Genomic DNA, 202 nt, shown 5'->3' with positions numbered 1-202 from the left:
CAAAAAGGCGCCTTTAGGGCGCCTTCTTAACACTGGTGGGTCGTGCAGGATGACCCGGCTTCGCCTCGCCCTTCGGGCCGTTGCCGTGGCAACGTTATCTCACTGCGTTCGACCCGAACCTGCTGCAGGTACGAATCCCGCCCGAATAACGAATAGCAAAAAGGCGCCTTTAGGGCGCCTTCTTAACACTGGTGGGTCGTGC

The 202-nt window shown here is 58.9% G+C and carries 1 other RNA gene; it reads right to left on the bottom strand.

What is annotated here, in order from left to right:
• Positions 1–33 precede the first annotated feature (33 nt).
• Positions 34–157, bottom strand: a non-coding RNA gene (locus IBT47_RS26905) — RtT sRNA.
• Between the last annotated feature and the right edge of the window lie 45 nt (positions 158–202).

This window comes from Erwinia sp. S43 (assembly GCF_016624745.1).
In the GTDB taxonomy this organism is placed as follows: Bacteria; Pseudomonadota; Gammaproteobacteria; order Enterobacterales; family Enterobacteriaceae; genus Erwinia; species Erwinia coffeiphila.
Note: the sequence above shows the minus strand (reverse complement) of the source record. Positions and strands in the feature narration are given on the sequence as shown.